This is a genomic window from Janthinobacterium lividum, from assembly GCF_034424625.1.
Classification (GTDB): domain Bacteria; phylum Pseudomonadota; class Gammaproteobacteria; order Burkholderiales; family Burkholderiaceae_D; genus Janthinobacterium; species Janthinobacterium lividum.
Genome location: NZ_CP139976.1, coordinates 213,035 through 230,924 on the forward strand (window position 1 = coordinate 213,035; position 17,890 = coordinate 230,924).

Here is a 17,890-nt window from a genome sequence, read left to right on the forward strand (position 1 = left end):
TTGGGGTAATGACTGGTAGTATCAACACACACGCAACGTTGTACCGTCTTATCCTCTGTACCTGCTAAGGTTATAGGGACAAGCCGTACGGGCAATTAGTACTGGTTAGCTTAATGCATTACTGCACTTCCACACCCAGCCTATCAACGTCCTGGTCTCGAACGACCCTTCAAAGAGCTCAAGGCTCTGGGAAATCTCATCTCAAGGCAAGTTTCCCGCTTAGATGCTTTCAGCGGTTATCTCTTCCGAACTTAGCTACCCGGCAATGCCACTGGCGTGACAACCGGTACACCAGAGGTTCGTCCACTCCGGTCCTCTCGTACTAGGAGCAGCCCCCTTCAAATTTCCAACGCCCACGGCAGATAGGGACCAAACTGTCTCACGACGTTTTAAACCCAGCTCACGTACCACTTTAAATGGCGAACAGCCATACCCTTGGGACCGGCTACAGCCCCAGGATGTGATGAGCCGACATCGAGGTGCCAAACTCCCCCGTCGATATGAACTCTTGGGAGGAATCAGCCTGTTATCCCCAGAGTACCTTTTATCCGTTGAGCGATGGCCCTTCCATACAGAACCACCGGATCACTATGTCCTACTTTCGTACCTGCTCGACTTGTCAGTCTCGCAGTTAAGCACGCTTATGCCATTGCACTATCAACACGATGTCCGACCGTATCTAGCGTACCTTCGAACTCCTCCGTTACACTTTAGGAGGAGACCGCCCCAGTCAAACTGCCTACCATGCACTGTCCCCGATCCGGATAACGGACCAAGGTTAGAACCTCAAACAAACCAGGGTGGTATTTCAAGGTTGGCTCCACGAGAACTAGCGTCCCCGCTTCAAAGCCTCCCACCTATCCTACACAGATTGGTTCAAAGTCCAATGCAAAGCTACAGTAAAGGTTCATGGGGTCTTTCCGTCTAGCCGCGGGTAGATTGCATCATCACAAACATTTCAACTTCGCTGAGTCTCGGGAGGAGACAGTGTGGCCATCGTTACGCCATTCGTGCAGGTCGGAACTTACCCGACAAGGAATTTCGCTACCTTAGGACCGTTATAGTTACGGCCGCCGTTTACTGGGACTTCAATCAAGAGCTTGCACCCCATCATTTAATCTTCCAGCACCGGGCAGGCGTCACACCCTATACGTCCACTTTCGTGTTTGCAGAGTGCTGTGTTTTTATTAAACAGTCGCAGCCACCAGTTTATTGCAACCCTTTCACCCTCATGGAGTAAACCAATCAAGCTACCGGGGCGTACCTTTTCCCGAAGTTACGGTACCAATTTGCCGAGTTCCTTCTCCCGAGTTCTCTCAAGCGCCTTAGAATACTCATCTCGCCCACCTGTGTCGGTTTGCGGTACGGTCTCGTATGACTGAAGCTTAGAGGCTTTTCTTGGAACCACTTCCGATTGCTTCGTGAACAAGTTCACTCGTCTCAACCCCTTGAATTGCGCGCCCGGATTTGCCTAAGCGCCTTCTATGAGCCAAAAACCAACTATTCCAACAGTTGGACAACCTTCCGCGATCCGTCCCCCCATCGCATCATACGACGGTGCAGGAATATTAACCTGCTTCCCATCAGCTACGCATCTCTGCCTCGCCTTAGGGGCCGACTCACCCTGCTCCGATGAACGTTGAACAGGAAACCTTGGGCTTACGGCGTGGAGGCTTTTCACCCCCATTATCGCTACTCATGTCAGCATTCGCACTTCTGATACCTCCAGCATCCTTTACAAGACACCTTCGCAGGCTTACAGAACGCTCTCCTACCATATCCAATAAAGGATATCCGCAGCTTCGGTGACTGGCTTAGCCCCGTTACATCTTCCGCGCAGGACGACTCGATCAGTGAGCTATTACGCTTTCTTTAAATGATGGCTGCTTCTAAGCCAACATCCTGACTGTTTTAGCCTTCCCACTTCGTTTTCCACTTAGCCAATCTTTGGGACCTTAGCTGGCGGTCTGGGTTGTTTCCCTCTTGACGCCGGACGTTAGCACCCGACGTCTGTCTCCCAAGCTCGCACTCATCGGTATTCGGAGTTTGCAATGGTTTGGTAAGTCGCAATGACCCCCTAGCCATAACAGTGCTCTACCCCCGATGGTGATACTTGAGGCACTACCTAAATAGTTTTCGGAGAGAACCAGCTATTTCCAAGTTTGTTTAGCCTTTCACCCCTACCCACAGCTCATCCCCTAATTTTTCAACATTAGTGGGTTCGGACCTCCAGGGCGTGTTACCGCACCTTCATCCTGGCCATGAGTAGATCACTTGGTTTCGGGTCTACACCCAGCGACTGATCGCCCTATTCGGACTCGATTTCTCTACGGCTTCCCTATGCGGTTAACCTTGCCACTGAATGTAAGTCGCTGACCCATTATACAAAAGGTACGCAGTCACGGAACAAGTCCGCTCCTACTGTTTGTATGCACACGGTTTCAGGATCTATTTCACTCCCCTTCCGGGGTTCTTTTCGCCTTTCCCTCACGGTACTGGTTCACTATCGGTCGATTACGAGTATTTAGCCTTGGAGGATGGTCCCCCCATATTCAGACAGGATGTCACGTGTCCCGCCCTACTTGTCGTACGCTTAGTACCACCGGTCCGATTTCACATACGGGGCTATCACCCACTATGGCTCCTATTTCCAGAGGATTCTGTTATCGGTCCGACTATCACGTACAGGCTCTTCCCATTTCGCTCGCCGCTACTTTGGGAATCTCGGTTGATTTCTTTTCCTGCAGCTACTTAGATGTTTCAGTTCGCCGCGTTCGCCTTGCATACCTATGTATTCAGTATGCAATACCCTAAAAGGGTGGGTTGCCCCATTCGGAAATCTGCGGATCAAAGTGTGTTTGCTCACTCCCCGCAGCTTATCGCAAGCTACTACGTCCTTCATCGCCTGTAATCGCCAAGGCATCCACCATGTGCACTTATTCGCTTGTCCCTATAACGTTAGCCTCTGATTACCGAAGTCATCAAAGAGCGCTACAGGGATAAGAAAGTACAACGTTGTTGCTTGTTTGTTGATACATACAATCATTACCCATCGATTTACCTTTTACGGCAAACCGATCAATAAATAATCTTTACTTCTTCCAGATTGTTAAAGAACGAAACAGCTTTGATCGCTAAAAGATCAAACCTAAACCCGGGTCTATTTGACCGGCTTACGTTTGCACTTTCGAGTAAAACGTGGTGGAGGATGACGGGATCGAACCGACGACCCCCTGCTTGCAAAGCAGGTGCTCTCCCAGCTGAGCTAATCCCCCTGAGTAATGACTGGTAGGGCTGGTTGGACTCGAACCAACGACCCCCGCGTTATCAACACGGTGCTCTAACCAGCTGAGCTACAGCCCCAACGCGGAACTACTACGACTACTGTTTCTTCTTCATTTAACAGTCGATAAGTGTGAACATTTGATGCGTGAACCAGTTACCTGATTCGTGCAAACTCTAGAAAGGAGGTGATCCAGCCGCACCTTCCGATACGGCTACCTTGTTACGACTTCACCCCAGTCACGAATCCTACCGTGGTAAGCGCCCTCCTTACGGTTAAGCTACCTACTTCTGGTAAAACCCGCTCCCATGGTGTGACGGGCGGTGTGTACAAGACCCGGGAACGTATTCACCGCGACATGCTGATCCGCGATTACTAGCGATTCCAACTTCATGCAGTCGAGTTGCAGACTACAATCCGGACTACGATACACTTTCTGCGATTAGCTCCCCCTCGCGGGTTGGCGGCGCTCTGTATGTACCATTGTATGACGTGTGAAGCCCTACCCATAAGGGCCATGAGGACTTGACGTCATCCCCACCTTCCTCCGGTTTGTCACCGGCAGTCTCATTAGAGTGCCCTTTCGTAGCAACTAATGACAAGGGTTGCGCTCGTTGCGGGACTTAACCCAACATCTCACGACACGAGCTGACGACAGCCATGCAGCACCTGTGTACTGGTTCTCTTTCGAGCACTCCCCAATCTCTCGGGGATTCCAGCCATGTCAAGGGTAGGTAAGGTTTTTCGCGTTGCATCGAATTAATCCACATCATCCACCGCTTGTGCGGGTCCCCGTCAATTCCTTTGAGTTTTAATCTTGCGACCGTACTCCCCAGGCGGTCTACTTCACGCGTTAGCTGCGTTACCAAGTCAATTAAGACCCGACAACTAGTAGACATCGTTTAGGGCGTGGACTACCAGGGTATCTAATCCTGTTTGCTCCCCACGCTTTCGTGCATGAGCGTCAATCTTGACCCAGGGGGCTGCCTTCGCCATCGGTGTTCCTCCACATATCTACGCATTTCACTGCTACACGTGGAATTCTACCCCCCTCTGCCAGATTCTAGCCTTGCAGTCTCCAATGCAATTCCCAGGTTGAGCCCGGGGATTTCACATCAGACTTACAAAACCGCCTGCGCACGCTTTACGCCCAGTAATTCCGATTAACGCTTGCACCCTACGTATTACCGCGGCTGCTGGCACGTAGTTAGCCGGTGCTTATTCTTCAGGTACCGTCATTAGCAAAAGATATTAGCCCTCACCGTTTCTTCCCTGACAAAAGAGCTTTACAACCCGAAGGCCTTCTTCACTCACGCGGCATTGCTGGATCAGGCTTTCGCCCATTGTCCAAAATTCCCCACTGCTGCCTCCCGTAGGAGTCTGGACCGTGTCTCAGTTCCAGTGTGGCTGGTCGTCCTCTCAGACCAGCTACTGATCGATGCCTTGGTAGGCTTTTACCCTACCAACTAGCTAATCAGATATCGGCCGCTCCACGAGCATGAGGTCTTGCGATCCCCCACTTTCATCCTTAGATCGTATGCGGTATTAGCGTAACTTTCGCTACGTTATCCCCCACTCTAGGGTACGTTCCGATATATTACTCACCCGTTCGCCACTCGCCACCAGAGCAAGCTCCGTGCTGCCGTTCGACTTGCATGTGTAAGGCATGCCGCCAGCGTTCAATCTGAGCCAGGATCAAACTCTTCAGTTTAATCTCTGTTACTTTGCCATTTTATTGGCACCGTCTTGCGACGGGTCGCTCACTCAAAAAACTGACAGGCTACTACTTTCGTAGCGCCTATTTCATTATTTCTTGTGAACATTTGATATATTTTAAGTTAGACGTCAATCCGAAGATTGACTTCTGCACTTACATCAAATGCCCACACTTATCGACTGTTAATTGTTAAAGAACTGTATTCGGTACTGCTTTCGCGCTATCGACAAAGCGTTGTGTTTGTCAGCTGCGAAGAAGGAAGAGTATGAAGCATTTTGCTAAATCCGTCAACCTTCTTTTTTACTACCTTCACCGTTTCCAGTGATCCCGTTGTTTCGCAAACTGCAGCGTCTCATTGGGGAGGCGAACTATAGCAAAGCTATACGCAGGCAGCAAGGTTTATTCTAAGAAAGTGTGAAATTTAATGATGCGATGTCATACCGCTATCAAATTGACCAGGTAACGCCATTCGGAATGCCCTGCTGGCCATTGACGCTTGCCTATTAATGAGCGGATTCACGGGCAGCTGCACCAGGGCGGCACCGGCCAGGCGAGGACAACAGCCTTGATAAGGGATAAAGCACAGCTTGACGACTGCATTTCCAGTAATACCTGGAGAGTAAATCACCAGACGAAAAAAAACCCGCCAATTGCTTGACGGGTTTTTCTCTACTGCAAATAACAAGCCTGACGATAACCTACTTTCACACTGGTTGCAGCACTATCATCGGCGCAAAGTTGTTTCACGGTCCTGTTCGGGATGGGAAGGGGTGGGACCAACTTGCTATGGTCATCAGGCATAACTTGTACTGGCGCTTGTCTCCTGTAGGACGACAAGGCCATGAATCTGGAAGAAGCAAAGATTGGGGTAATGACTGGTAGTATCAACACACACGCAACGTTGTACCGTCTTATCCTCTGTACCTGCTAAGGTTATAGGGACAAGCCGTACGGGCAATTAGTACTGGTTAGCTTAATGCATTACTGCACTTCCACACCCAGCCTATCAACGTCCTGGTCTCGAACGACCCTTCAAAGAGCTCAAGGCTCTGGGAAATCTCATCTCAAGGCAAGTTTCCCGCTTAGATGCTTTCAGCGGTTATCTCTTCCGAACTTAGCTACCCGGCAATGCCACTGGCGTGACAACCGGTACACCAGAGGTTCGTCCACTCCGGTCCTCTCGTACTAGGAGCAGCCCCCTTCAAATTTCCAACGCCCACGGCAGATAGGGACCAAACTGTCTCACGACGTTTTAAACCCAGCTCACGTACCACTTTAAATGGCGAACAGCCATACCCTTGGGACCGGCTACAGCCCCAGGATGTGATGAGCCGACATCGAGGTGCCAAACTCCCCCGTCGATATGAACTCTTGGGAGGAATCAGCCTGTTATCCCCAGAGTACCTTTTATCCGTTGAGCGATGGCCCTTCCATACAGAACCACCGGATCACTATGTCCTACTTTCGTACCTGCTCGACTTGTCAGTCTCGCAGTTAAGCACGCTTATGCCATTGCACTATCAACACGATGTCCGACCGTATCTAGCGTACCTTCGAACTCCTCCGTTACACTTTAGGAGGAGACCGCCCCAGTCAAACTGCCTACCATGCACTGTCCCCGATCCGGATAACGGACCAAGGTTAGAACCTCAAACAAACCAGGGTGGTATTTCAAGGTTGGCTCCACGAGAACTAGCGTCCCCGCTTCAAAGCCTCCCACCTATCCTACACAGATTGGTTCAAAGTCCAATGCAAAGCTACAGTAAAGGTTCATGGGGTCTTTCCGTCTAGCCGCGGGTAGATTGCATCATCACAAACATTTCAACTTCGCTGAGTCTCGGGAGGAGACAGTGTGGCCATCGTTACGCCATTCGTGCAGGTCGGAACTTACCCGACAAGGAATTTCGCTACCTTAGGACCGTTATAGTTACGGCCGCCGTTTACTGGGACTTCAATCAAGAGCTTGCACCCCATCATTTAATCTTCCAGCACCGGGCAGGCGTCACACCCTATACGTCCACTTTCGTGTTTGCAGAGTGCTGTGTTTTTATTAAACAGTCGCAGCCACCAGTTTATTGCAACCCTTTCACCCTCATGGAGTAAACCAATCAAGCTACCGGGGCGTACCTTTTCCCGAAGTTACGGTACCAATTTGCCGAGTTCCTTCTCCCGAGTTCTCTCAAGCGCCTTAGAATACTCATCTCGCCCACCTGTGTCGGTTTGCGGTACGGTCTCGTATGACTGAAGCTTAGAGGCTTTTCTTGGAACCACTTCCGATTGCTTCGTGAACAAGTTCACTCGTCTCAACCCCTTGAATTGCGCACCCGGATTTGCCTAAGTGCCTTCTATGAGCCAAAAACCAACTATTCCAACAGTTGGACAACCTTCCGCGATCCGTCCCCCCATCGCATCATACGACGGTGCAGGAATATTAACCTGCTTCCCATCAGCTACGCATCTCTGCCTCGCCTTAGGGGCCGACTCACCCTGCTCCGATGAACGTTGAACAGGAAACCTTGGGCTTACGGCGTGGAGGCTTTTCACCCCCATTATCGCTACTCATGTCAGCATTCGCACTTCTGATACCTCCAGCATCCTTTACAAGACACCTTCGCAGGCTTACAGAACGCTCTCCTACCATATGCTTACGCATATCCGCAGCTTCGGTGACTGGCTTAGCCCCGTTACATCTTCCGCGCAGGACGACTCGATCAGTGAGCTATTACGCTTTCTTTAAATGATGGCTGCTTCTAAGCCAACATCCTGACTGTTTTAGCCTTCCCACTTCGTTTTCCACTTAGCCAATCTTTGGGACCTTAGCTGGCGGTCTGGGTTGTTTCCCTCTTGACGCCGGACGTTAGCACCCGACGTCTGTCTCCCAAGCTCGCACTCATCGGTATTCGGAGTTTGCAATGGTTTGGTAAGTCGCAATGACCCCCTAGCCATAACAGTGCTCTACCCCCGATGGTGATACTTGAGGCACTACCTAAATAGTTTTCGGAGAGAACCAGCTATTTCCAAGTTTGTTTAGCCTTTCACCCCTACCCACAGCTCATCCCCTAATTTTTCAACATTAGTGGGTTCGGACCTCCAGGGCGTGTTACCGCACCTTCATCCTGGCCATGAGTAGATCACTTGGTTTCGGGTCTACACCCAGCGACTGATCGCCCTATTCGGACTCGATTTCTCTACGGCTTCCCTATTCGGTTAACCTTGCCACTGAATGTAAGTCGCTGACCCATTATACAAAAGGTACGCAGTCACGGAACAAGTCCGCTCCTACTGTTTGTATGCACACGGTTTCAGGATCTATTTCACTCCCCTTCCGGGGTTCTTTTCGCCTTTCCCTCACGGTACTGGTTCACTATCGGTCGATTACGAGTATTTAGCCTTGGAGGATGGTCCCCCCATATTCAGACAGGATGTCACGTGTCCCGCCCTACTTGTCGTACGCTTAGTACCACCGGTCCGATTTCACATACGGGGCTATCACCCGCTATGGCTCCTATTTCCAGAGGATTCTGTTATCGGTCCGACTATCACGTACAGGCTCTTCCCATTTCGCTCGCCGCTACTTTGGGAATCTCGGTTGATTTCTTTTCCTGCAGCTACTTAGATGTTTCAGTTCGCCGCGTTCGCCTTGCATACCTATGTATTCAGTATGCAATACCCTAAAAGGGTGGGTTGCCCCATTCGGAAATCTGCGGATCAAAGTGTGTTTGCTCACTCCCCGCAGCTTATCGCAAGCTACTACGTCCTTCATCGCCTGTAATCGCCAAGGCATCCACCATGTGCACTTATTCGCTTGTCCCTATAACGTTAGCCTCTAATCATTTGCATGACTAAAGAGCGCTACAGGGATAAGAAAGTACAACGTTGTTGCTTGTTTGTTGATACATACAATCATTACCCATCGATTTACCTTTTACGGCAAACCGATCAATAAATAATCTTTACTTCTTCCAGATTGTTAAAGAACATACAGCACTTGATCTCGAAAAGACCAAACCTAAATCCCGGCGTTGAATTCAACACTGATTTACGTTTGAACTTTTGGTGGAGGATGACGGGATCGAACCGACGACCCCCTGCTTGCAAAGCAGGTGCTCTCCCAGCTGAGCTAATCCCCCTAGGGTATTTCCAGACTACACAAACTGGTAGGGCTGCTTGGACTAGCGTCCACCTTACCCCCAGTTTTTTCTGGTAGGGCTGGTTGGACTCGAACCAACGACCCCCGCGTTATCAACACGGTGCTCTAACCAGCTGAGCTACAGCCCCAAATGCTGTTCTTTATATTAACAGCCGATAAGTGTGAACATTTGATGCGTGAATCATTACTGATTCGTGCAAACTCTAGAAAGGAGGTGATCCAGCCGCACCTTCCGATACGGCTACCTTGTTACGACTTCACCCCAGTCACGAATCCTACCGTGGTAAGCGCCCTCCTTGCGGTTAAGCTACCTACTTCTGGTAAAACCCGCTCCCATGGTGTGACGGGCGGTGTGTACAAGACCCGGGAACGTATTCACCGCGACATGCTGATCCGCGATTACTAGCGATTCCAACTTCATGCAGTCGAGTTGCAGACTACAATCCGGACTACGATACACTTTCTGCGATTAGCTCCCCCTCGCGGGTTGGCGGCGCTCTGTATGTACCATTGTATGACGTGTGAAGCCCTACCCATAAGGGCCATGAGGACTTGACGTCATCCCCACCTTCCTCCGGTTTGTCACCGGCAGTCTCATTAGAGTGCCCTTTCGTAGCAACTAATGACAAGGGTTGCGCTCGTTGCGGGACTTAACCCAACATCTCACGACACGAGCTGACGACAGCCATGCAGCACCTGTGTACTGGCTCTCTTTCGAGCACTCCTCAATCTCTCGAGGATTCCAGCCATGTCAAGGGTAGGTAAGGTTTTTCGCGTTGCATCGAATTAATCCACATCATCCACCGCTTGTGCGGGTCCCCGTCAATTCCTTTGAGTTTTAATCTTGCGACCGTACTCCCCAGGCGGTCTACTTCACGCGTTAGCTGCGTTACCAAGTCAATTAAGACCCGACAACTAGTAGACATCGTTTAGGGCGTGGACTACCAGGGTATCTAATCCTGTTTGCTCCCCACGCTTTCGTGCATGAGCGTCAATCTTGACCCAGGGGGCTGCCTTCGCCATCGGTGTTCCTCCACATATCTACGCATTTCACTGCTACACGTGGAATTCTACCCCCCTCTGCCAGATTCTAGCCTTGCAGTCTCCAATGCAATTCCCAGGTTGAGCCCGGGGATTTCACATCAGACTTACAAAACCGCCTGCGCACGCTTTACGCCCAGTAATTCCGATTAACGCTTGCACCCTACGTATTACCGCGGCTGCTGGCACGTAGTTAGCCGGTGCTTATTCTTCAGGTACCGTCATTAGCAAAAGATATTAGCTCTCACCGTTTCTTCCCTGACAAAAGAGCTTTACAACCCGAAGGCCTTCTTCACTCACGCGGCATTGCTGGATCAGGCTTTCGCCCATTGTCCAAAATTCCCCACTGCTGCCTCCCGTAGGAGTCTGGACCGTGTCTCAGTTCCAGTGTGGCTGGTCGTCCTCTCAGACCAGCTACTGATCGATGCCTTGGTAGGCTTTTACCCTACCAACTAGCTAATCAGATATCGGCCGCTCCACGAGCATGAGGTCTTGCGATCCCCCACTTTCATCCTTAGATCGTATGCGGTATTAGCGTAACTTTCGCTACGTTATCCCCCACTCTAGGGTACGTTCCGATATATTACTCACCCGTTCGCCACTCGCCACCAGAGCAAGCTCCGTGCTGCCGTTCGACTTGCATGTGTAAGGCATGCCGCCAGCGTTCAATCTGAGCCAGGATCAAACTCTTCAGTTTAATCTCTGTTACTTTGCCATTTTATTGGCACCGTCTTGCGACGGGTCGCTCACTCAAAAAACTGACAGGCCACTACTTTCGTAGCGCCTATTTCATTATTTCTTGTGAACATTTGATATATTTTAAGTTAGACGTCAATCCGAAGATTGACGCTGCACTTACATCAAATGCCCACACTTATCGACTGTTAATTGTTAAAGAACTGTATTCGGTTACTGCTTTCGCGCTATCGACAAAGCGTTGTGTTTGTCAGCTGCGAAGAAGGAAGAGTATGAAGCATTTCAGCACAATCGTCAACACCTTCTTTTCTACTACCCAGCCCCGGAAGGCTGTCCCTTTTGTGCCGCAAACTAGTGCGTCTCATTGGGGAGGCGAACTATAGCAAAGCGCCCCAGCGGAAGCAAGGCTTTTCCCGGGTATTTGCGGCCAACTGCTACAATTTCGCCCCCTCAGCGCACATTCGCGTCCCACCATAGAAGATTCACCATGAAACAACAAGCTCAAGGATCAGGCCTGACCCTGAAACGGGCTGGCTTTACCACTGGCTTCGGCGTGCTCGCCGCCACCCTCGGTTCCGCAGTCGGTCTCGGCAACATCTGGAAGTTCCCCTACCTGACGGGCGCCAATGGCGGCGCCGGCTTCCTGCTCATCTATCTGCTCGCCACCTTATTAGTGGGACTGCCCGTGATGATCGCGGAAATCACCCTGGGCCGCCGCGCCAAGGTCAACCCGATCTCCACCATGGAACAGCTGGCGCCGAAGGGCAAGCCCTGGTGGCTGGTCGGCGTCATCGGCATGGTCGCCGCCTTCCTGATCGTGGCGTTCTATTCGGAGGTGGTGGGCTGGGTGTTTGCGTATATCGCCAAGGCCATCGATGGTTCCATCCTCAGCAGCGACAAGCTGGTGACGGAAGCGGCCTTCGCTTCGCTGATCAGCAATCCCCTGCAATCGCTGTTGTGGCAATGGGGCGTGCTGCTGTTTATCGGCGGCATATTGATGTTGGGCGTGACCAAGGGCATCGAAGCGATCGCCAAGAAACTGATGCCGCTGCTGTTCCTGCTGTTGCTCCTGCTGTGCGCGGTCAGCCTGTCGCTCGACAAGGCGGGCGAAGGACTGGCGTTCCTGTTCCGTCCTGATTTTTCCAAGCTGACGGCCTCCGTCGTGCTGACGGCCATGGGCCTGGCCTTCTTCAAATTGTCTGTTGGCATGGGTACGATGATGACGTACGGCAGTTATTTCCGCGATGACCAGAATATTCCCGTCACGACTTTACGCGTGATGGCGGCCGACCTCGGCGTATCGATGCTGGCCGGCATCGCCATCTTCCCCGCCGTGTTCACCTTTGGCTTCGCCCCCAGCGCGGGGCCGTCGCTGGTGTTCATCACGATCCCCGCCGTGTTTTCTCAAATACCGATGGGACAAGCTCTGATGGTGGTGTTCTTCATCCTGGCTGCCGTGGCCGCCACGGGGGCGATGCTGTCGCTGATGGAAGTGCCCGTCGTGATTTTCCATGAACGTTTCGGCTGGACGCGCACCAGGGCCACCATCGTGACCATGCTGCTGCTGGCCGCGCTCGGTTCCGTATGCGCCCTCAGTAACAGCAGCCTGGCAGACTTCAAGCTGTTTAACTTGAATATGTTTGATCTGTTCGACTTCGTCTCGTCGAATATCTTCCTGCCCGTGGGTGGCATCGCGATTGCTTTGTTTACAGGCTGGGCCTGGGGCAAGGACCATTTCATTGATGCGATCGGCAACCATGGCCAGCTGCAAAATAAAACCCTGGCGCATGTGCTGCTGTTCCTGCTGCGCTTTGTCTCGCCCGTGCTGATCCTGATCGTGATGCTGAAGGGTTTACAGGTCTTCTAATCAGAGAACCCGGGTGTAGGTCTGGCGCACCAGCACCCGGTCGCCGCAATCGAAATGCCACCATTCGCTGTTGATGCCGAAGAAGCCTGCCTGGAACATGGCGTCGCGCAACAATCGGCGGTGCGCCACGTGTTCCTCGGTAATTTCCCCCTTTTCCAGCAAAACCAGCTCCAGCGCCGGGTGCGAGCGCTCACTTAAATCGTCAAAGCCAGTTCCCATGTCCAGTTCCTGCCCATCCGGGCCGACGATGGTGATGTCGAGCGCCATGCCGAACGAGTGGATCGAGCCACGCGACGGTTCGGCGATATAGCCCAGCAACTCCGTGCCCTGCAGCGCATCCCACAGTTGCTGCTGCACCCGCTGCGGGCGCAAGGCGTCGAGCACCAATAAATGATGATCGGGACGCTTCACGGCCAGCCAGGCCACGGCTTTTTCCAGGGCGGCCGCCGCATCGCGGTGCAGCCAGGCGCAATCGATAGGGCTGTATAAGTCGCGGCCGACGAAATTGTCGGGCGTGGCATAGCGCAAGTCGACGGCGATGCCGGCGATGCTGCTCAGGTGGCGAAATTGCGGATCGCTGCCGACCGCTTCCAATTGCAAACTTGCAACAGACATCAGACTCCTCTTTCCAGGCAGTTGCGTGCCGCCACGCCGATGCTGTCGGCCAGGCGCCGCGCGCCATGCGACAGCGGCGAGTGGCTCGCCGTCAATAAATACAGTTGGATGGGGATGGTGGGCGCCCAAGGACGGCGCTGCAGGCGCTCGGGCGAGCCGGACGCGGCCGTAAAAGGATCGACCACGGCCATGCCAGCGCCCGCTTCCACCAGGGAACGGGCGATTTGATAGGTCTGCACCACGGTAGAAAAGACGGGGTGGATATCCTGCGCCTCGCAGGCGGCGACCACCAGTTCGCCCAGTGGATCGTTGTCCGCATGGCCGATCAGCTCGCCGTTCAGGCCATGCGCCGTCAACGGCGTGCCGCAATCGGCCGCATGCCAGGTGCCGGCCGGCGCAATCACCGTCATGACGCCCTGCGCGATGGGTTCAGCCACGATGCCCGGATGACGCGGGTCTTGCAGCGACACGGCCAAGTCCGCTTCACCGAGGCGCAAGGTATTGACGATCTCGCCCGTGTGGTGGGTAGCCAACTGACAACGCGTGTGGGGGAAGTCGCGCCGCCACTCCGTCATGGCAAACGGCAAGACGCTGATGGCGATCGTCGGCGTGGAGACCAGGCGGATGGTTTCCACCGCATGACCCTTCAGGCTGGCTGCCAGGCGGCGGATGCCCAATAAATCGCGGTTGAGCTTTTCCGTCTCGACAAACAAGCGGTGTGCCTCGGGCTTCGGATACAACTTGCCCCGTACGCGCTCGAACAGCGGCATGCCCAGTTGCAATTCGCAATGCTGCAAGACCTTGGTCACGGCCGGCTGCGAAATATGCAGCACCTGGGCCGCACCGCTGATGGTGCCAACTTGCATGATGGCGTGAAACACTTCGATATGACGCAGCCGCATGAGCTATTCCTTTACCTTGCCGTGGCCACCTGGGCCTTCAACGTTCAGCATATAAGAAAAAGTCATGGGCTGGAACGGCTATGCTACTTTGCAACAACAGCTGGGGCCGGCGTCGTCAGCACTTCCAGCAGGGCCGCCGTTTCGCCATCGGGCGTGCCATCGAACAAGGTGTTGCGGTATTTCATCTGGAAAGCGATCAGCACATTGCGCGTCGCTTCATCGAAGACGCCCGTGTTCGGCGTCGCATAGCCGTGCTGGGCCAGCTTTTTCTGGAACCAGACGGCGTCCGGCACTTGCTGCTCAAAAATGAGGCGCTGCGCAGCCACTCTGTTCGCGTCAGGCCAGACGATCAGGCCTGCATCGGCCAGCTGGCGCCAAGGAAACAGCGGTCCCGGATCCTGCTTGCGCTGTGGGGCGATCTCGTTATGGCCAAGGATATTTTCCGGCGCGATGTTGTAGCGGGCCTGGATATCTTTCAGCAGTGGAATCAACTCATCGATCTGTGCCTGGGGGAATGGATACCAGAGGCGGCCTTCCGGCGTGTCCTTGTAGCCCGGGTTGACGATCTCGATACCGATTGAGCTGACATTCAGCTGTGTATAAGTCTTCCAGTTACTCACACCCGCATGATTGGCCTGGCGCGATTCGTCGACCAGCACGTAAAACTTCGGCTTGTCGGTGTCCGTCAGCAAATAATGGCTGCTGACCACTTGTTCCGTCAGGATCTTGATCGAGCGGGGCAGGTCGCTGACGGTGTAATGGATGACGATGAATTTCACGCGCGGGCTCTGGCTGCGCGCGTTCAAGCTGTGGTCGAGGTGCGGCGCGGGCGTGGTACAGGCGGAGAGCAGGGCCACCAGCAGGGCGAGGGCGATTTTTTTCATGAAAGATCCGTGTTCGGGTTGGTAAAATGTTCAGTTCTTGCCAGTACGCTGACTGGCTGCCCGGGCTGCCACCTTGGCCGCAGCCTCATGCGAACGGGCAACTTTTTGCTCCATCATCAACGATACCGGCAAAGCGGCGCGCATGGCAACCGCGATGGCCGGGTGCAATTGCGCTGCGCGGCCCGCCAGCACCACAGGACGGGGACCGTAGCGCGTCGTCAAGGCCAGCGCCAGACGCGCCAGTTCCTGTCCCGCGCGCTGCAAGATGTCCAGCGCCAGCGGGTCGCTTTCCGCACTGGCGGCCACGGCCAGCGCCAGCCGGCCGATGGCGCCCCGGTCCTGGCCATACATGAAGGCGCGCGACAGCGACCAGTCGCTGCCGCCCAGTTGCGAAAACACGGCTTCGGCCATGGGCGAGTCTTGCCAACTGCCAGGCGCCTCGTCTTCGCGGCGCCAGATGTAGCGCAAGGCTTCGCGCGCGATCCAGTAACCGCCACCGCCATCGTCAAGCAGCACGCCGCGCCCGCCTGCGCGATGAAATACGCCATCCGCATCGATCCAGGCGGCAATCGAGCCCGTGCCAGCGTAGACCAGATAACCTTCGCCGGGTTCAAAACTGTCGCGATAAGCGATATCGATATCGTTGCCCAAGCGCACGTCGCCGACGTCCAGCGCCAGCAGGGTCGCCAGCATGTGGGCCAGCGCCACATCGTCGCCGCCAAAGCCCGTCAAGCCCGCCACCACGGCGCGCGGTTGGCCAACGGCCAGCACGGCCTGGCACAGTCTGGAAAATGCGGCGTGCACGGCCGCGCGGCCCGCTGCGCTGCTCATTTGCAAGGCAGACAAGCCTTCCACAGCCCCATCGGCCACGATGACGCCGTCCCCGTTGGCCAGGGCCCAGCGCGTCTGCGTGCCGCCCGCGTCGATGCCCAGCCCCAGCACGGCAGTGTCAATATTGGTTACAGGGAAGGAAATCATGGCATGAGTGTAAAGCCAAGCTGAGCTTGCAGGCATGAAAGCTTGCGCATGTTTCATGCCTGCAGGTTATGGACTAGCGGTGAACGGTCAACAACTACTTGGCGGGGGCCGTAAACGGTGCGCGCACGGTAACGCGGGGGCTTTCATTGCCGAGGCGGTCCACGGCGCTGACCACTACCGCATTGACTTTACCAATGGCATCGTCGACCAGGGTCAGCTCGCCTTGCACGCCCGTGACCACGGTAAAGCGCCAGTCTTCGCCGTAGCGGGCCCAGACCGCGTACTGCGCCACGGCTTTGCCGCCGCCCGCCGTCAATTTGATGTTCAGGCTGGTGGAATCGCGGCGCAAGGCCAGCACGGGCGTACCCGGTGCTTCCTTGCCCAGCCATGGCGTAGCGGGAATCAGGGCAGGGCTTTGATATACGGTCGCCTTGAGTTGCTCGCTGACACCCTTGCGGTTCTGCATCAGGGGCACCATGCTGAAATGCACTTGTCCATTCGCGCCGGGGCGCGTGCGCGTCACTTCGATCTGCTTGATGATCTCTTGCGGCGTGAAGGACTTGGCGGAATTGTCGATGCGGCTCGTGTATAAACCGGGCCACACGTGGCGGCCATACGGATTTTGCGCCAACCAGTAGTCGAGCAGCACGCCAAACGCTTGCGGCGCCTGCGCCACGGGCCAATACAACTGCGGCGACAGGTAATCGAGCCAGCCCTTGGCCAGCCACAGTTCCGCATCCGCATACAATTTATCGTACTGGCTGAAGCCGACGATGCCGGCCGGGCGGCGGTCGGGACGGCCGATGCCGAACGGGCTGATGCCGAAGCGCACCCAGCTCTTTTCGCGGTGGATGCCTGTATATAAGGCTTCGATCAGCTGGTTGACATTCTGGCGGCGCCAGGAAGGGCGGTCCAGCTGGCCACCGGCCAGCAAATATTGCTGCCAGGAAGGCTCATCGGGGAACGGCAGTTCACGCTTGGCGCCGCCATTGCCCGCATCCAGCGCGGCCGTCTCGGCGCCCGCACCGGCGCCAGGCGCATCGATCGGATACGGATAAAAGTAATCGTCGATATGCACGCCGTCGATATCGTAGCGGCGCACCACGTCCAGCACCACGTCCGTCGTGTGCCTGGAGGCGGCGGCATCGCCCGGGTCCATCCACAGGTAGCGGCCGTATTGCTTGACGGACGCCGGGTTGGTGGAAGCGAAACTGTCGCGTGCCAGCGGCGACTTGGCCGTCGCGTGACGGGCACGGTAGGGGTTAAACCAGGCGTGCAATTCCAGGCCGCGCGCATGCGCCTGCGCCACCCAGAAGGCCAGCGGGTCATACATCGGCAACGGCGGCTGGCCTTGCTTGCCGGTCAGGTATTCGGACCAAGGCTCCAGTTGCGATGGGTAAATCGTGTCGGCGCTGGGCCGCACCTGCAGCACAATCGCGTTCAAATTCAAGGACTTGGCGCGGTCGAGAATGGCCAGCGCTTCCGCTTGCTGCTTGGCGACCGGCAAATTGCTGCGGCTGGGCCAGTCGATATTGGCGACCGTCGAGACCCAGGCGGCGCGGAACTCGCGCGGCGCCGGCGGCGGCACTTCGCCCGTGATGTGCTGCACGGGCGGCACGGCCGGCAAACCCGCTTCGCCTGGCGTCACTGCGGAGGGCAGCCTGGTACTGGTACAACTGCTGAGCAATGTGGCGGCGGCCAGCGCGGCCAGTACGCCGGCGCTGGCGCCCAGGCGTTTTTTGAAAGTAGACAACAAA

General features: G+C 54.8%; 6 protein-coding genes, 4 tRNA genes and 5 rRNA genes. 1 reads left to right on the top strand and 14 read right to left on the bottom strand.

From position 1 onward, the window contains the following. Nucleotides 1-74 precede the first annotated feature (74 nt). From U0004_RS00855 to U0004_RS00895, 9 genes are all read right to left on the bottom strand, one after another. A 23S ribosomal RNA gene (locus U0004_RS00855) occupies nucleotides 75-2,950 on the bottom strand. Nucleotides 2,951-3,199: 249 nt separating this feature from the next. After that, nucleotides 3,200-3,275: transfer RNA gene (locus tag U0004_RS00860), tRNA-Ala, on the bottom strand. An 11-nt stretch (nucleotides 3,276-3,286) separates the two neighbouring features. After that, nucleotides 3,287-3,363 (bottom strand) — tRNA-Ile (locus U0004_RS00865). Between the two features lie 100 nt (nucleotides 3,364-3,463). Then, nucleotides 3,464-4,994 (bottom strand): 16S ribosomal RNA (locus U0004_RS00870). 691 nt (nucleotides 4,995-5,685) lie between these two features. After that, a 5S ribosomal RNA gene (gene rrf, locus U0004_RS00875) occupies nucleotides 5,686-5,798 on the bottom strand. A gap of 139 nt (nucleotides 5,799-5,937) precedes the next feature. Continuing rightward, a 23S ribosomal RNA gene (locus U0004_RS00880) occupies nucleotides 5,938-8,811 on the bottom strand. 243 nt (nucleotides 8,812-9,054) lie between these two features. Next, nucleotides 9,055-9,130, bottom strand: a tRNA-Ala gene (locus U0004_RS00885). Nucleotides 9,131-9,201: 71 nt separating this feature from the next. Beyond that, nucleotides 9,202-9,278 (bottom strand) — tRNA-Ile (locus tag U0004_RS00890). A 79-nt stretch (nucleotides 9,279-9,357) separates the two neighbouring features. Further along, a 16S ribosomal RNA gene (locus U0004_RS00895) occupies nucleotides 9,358-10,888 on the bottom strand. The 16S, 23S and 5S rRNA genes sit together here with 4 tRNA genes alongside, the layout of an rRNA operon. 486 nt (nucleotides 10,889-11,374) lie before the next feature. On the opposite strand from U0004_RS00895, the gene U0004_RS00900 reads away from it, so the two are divergent. Continuing rightward, nucleotides 11,375-12,754 carry a sodium-dependent transporter gene (locus U0004_RS00900; RefSeq protein ID WP_070257918.1) on the top strand — a complete coding sequence of 460 codons (1,380 nt, stop codon included), beginning with the start codon at nucleotides 11,375-11,377 and terminating at the stop codon, nucleotides 12,752-12,754. Here U0004_RS00900 and U0004_RS00905 read toward each other — a convergent pair whose 3' ends face one another. From U0004_RS00905 to U0004_RS00925, 5 genes are all read right to left on the bottom strand, one after another. Further along, complete coding sequence (locus tag U0004_RS00905) at nucleotides 12,755-13,369, bottom strand: M15 family metallopeptidase (protein WP_034782807.1); 615 nt, start codon at nucleotides 13,367-13,369, stop codon at nucleotides 12,755-12,757. It abuts the gene before it with no gap. Continuing rightward, nucleotides 13,369-14,271 carry a LysR family transcriptional regulator gene (locus U0004_RS00910; RefSeq protein ID WP_034782805.1) on the bottom strand — a complete coding sequence of 301 codons (903 nt, stop codon included), beginning with the start codon at nucleotides 14,269-14,271 and terminating at the stop codon, nucleotides 13,369-13,371. The genes U0004_RS00905 and U0004_RS00910 overlap by 1 nt, the downstream gene beginning before the upstream one ends. Nucleotides 14,272-14,354: 83 nt before the next feature. Then, entirely contained in the window at nucleotides 14,355-15,155 is an 801-nt protein-coding gene (locus U0004_RS00915) for an N-acetylmuramoyl-L-alanine amidase (protein WP_034752412.1), read from the bottom strand. Nucleotides 15,156-15,185: 30 nt separating this feature from the next. Further along, nucleotides 15,186-16,133 (bottom strand): N-acetylglucosamine kinase, encoded by a 948-nt coding sequence (locus tag U0004_RS00920; protein ID WP_070257917.1) that lies wholly within the window; start codon nucleotides 16,131-16,133, stop codon nucleotides 15,186-15,188. 94 nt (nucleotides 16,134-16,227) lie between these two features. Continuing rightward, entirely contained in the window at nucleotides 16,228-17,889 is a 1,662-nt protein-coding gene (locus tag U0004_RS00925; protein WP_034782804.1) for a glycoside hydrolase family 10 protein, read from the bottom strand. Nucleotide 17,890 lies beyond the last annotated feature (1 nt).